The sequence below is a fragment of the Streptomyces sp. DH12 genome (assembly GCF_020873895.1).
In the GTDB taxonomy this organism is placed as follows: Bacteria; Actinomycetota; Actinomycetes; order Streptomycetales; family Streptomycetaceae; genus Streptomyces.
In genome coordinates this window covers 1-456 of sequence record NZ_JAHWGT010001035.1, presented here as the reverse complement: position 1 = coordinate 456, position 456 = coordinate 1, and the positions used below count along the sequence as shown (strand labels likewise).

The window sequence follows — 456 nt, the reverse complement described above, 5'->3', positions numbered from 1 at the left end:
ATTTATAGCTAATCAAAATCGTAATAAAGGGATTGACTAAACCATGTAATATTAAAATAAGGTGAAGAAGATGATAACAGAATTTGAAAAGATTAATTTAGAAGTTGAAGACGTAATATCAAGATGGTTTAAATGCGATATTACAGGTGATGGAGCTATGGCAGAGATAGCTAAAATTTATGAAGATAGAAGGAGTAGAAATGAAATTATTAATGTATATACTCAAGAAAAATGAAAAGTTTAATATAGATAACGAAACAATAACATTTAGGGAGATTAGGGATAAGCTTACAGAAGAATTTACTGAATTAGTTAAAGCTATCGTTAATTATAGCTATGATAAAACACTTAAAAATCTAAAAGCAGTTGTTAGAGAGGCATTTGACGTAATTCAAGTTTGCATACTTATATTGCGTAAATGTCATACAATTTCTAAAGATTTGGATTATCCAGATC

2 protein-coding genes are annotated in these 456 nt (G+C 27.6%); both read left to right on the top strand.

The window, feature by feature from the left end:
* Positions 1-61 precede the first annotated feature (61 nt).
* Positions 62-235, top strand: coding sequence for a hypothetical protein (locus LPA54_RS38365; RefSeq protein ID WP_228985001.1), 174 nt, complete (start codon positions 62-64; stop codon positions 233-235).
* Positions 213-456 (top strand): MazG-like family protein (locus LPA54_RS38360; protein ID WP_228985000.1); only part of this gene is annotated, 244 nt, incomplete at its 3' end. The genes LPA54_RS38365 and LPA54_RS38360, both read left to right, overlap by 23 nt.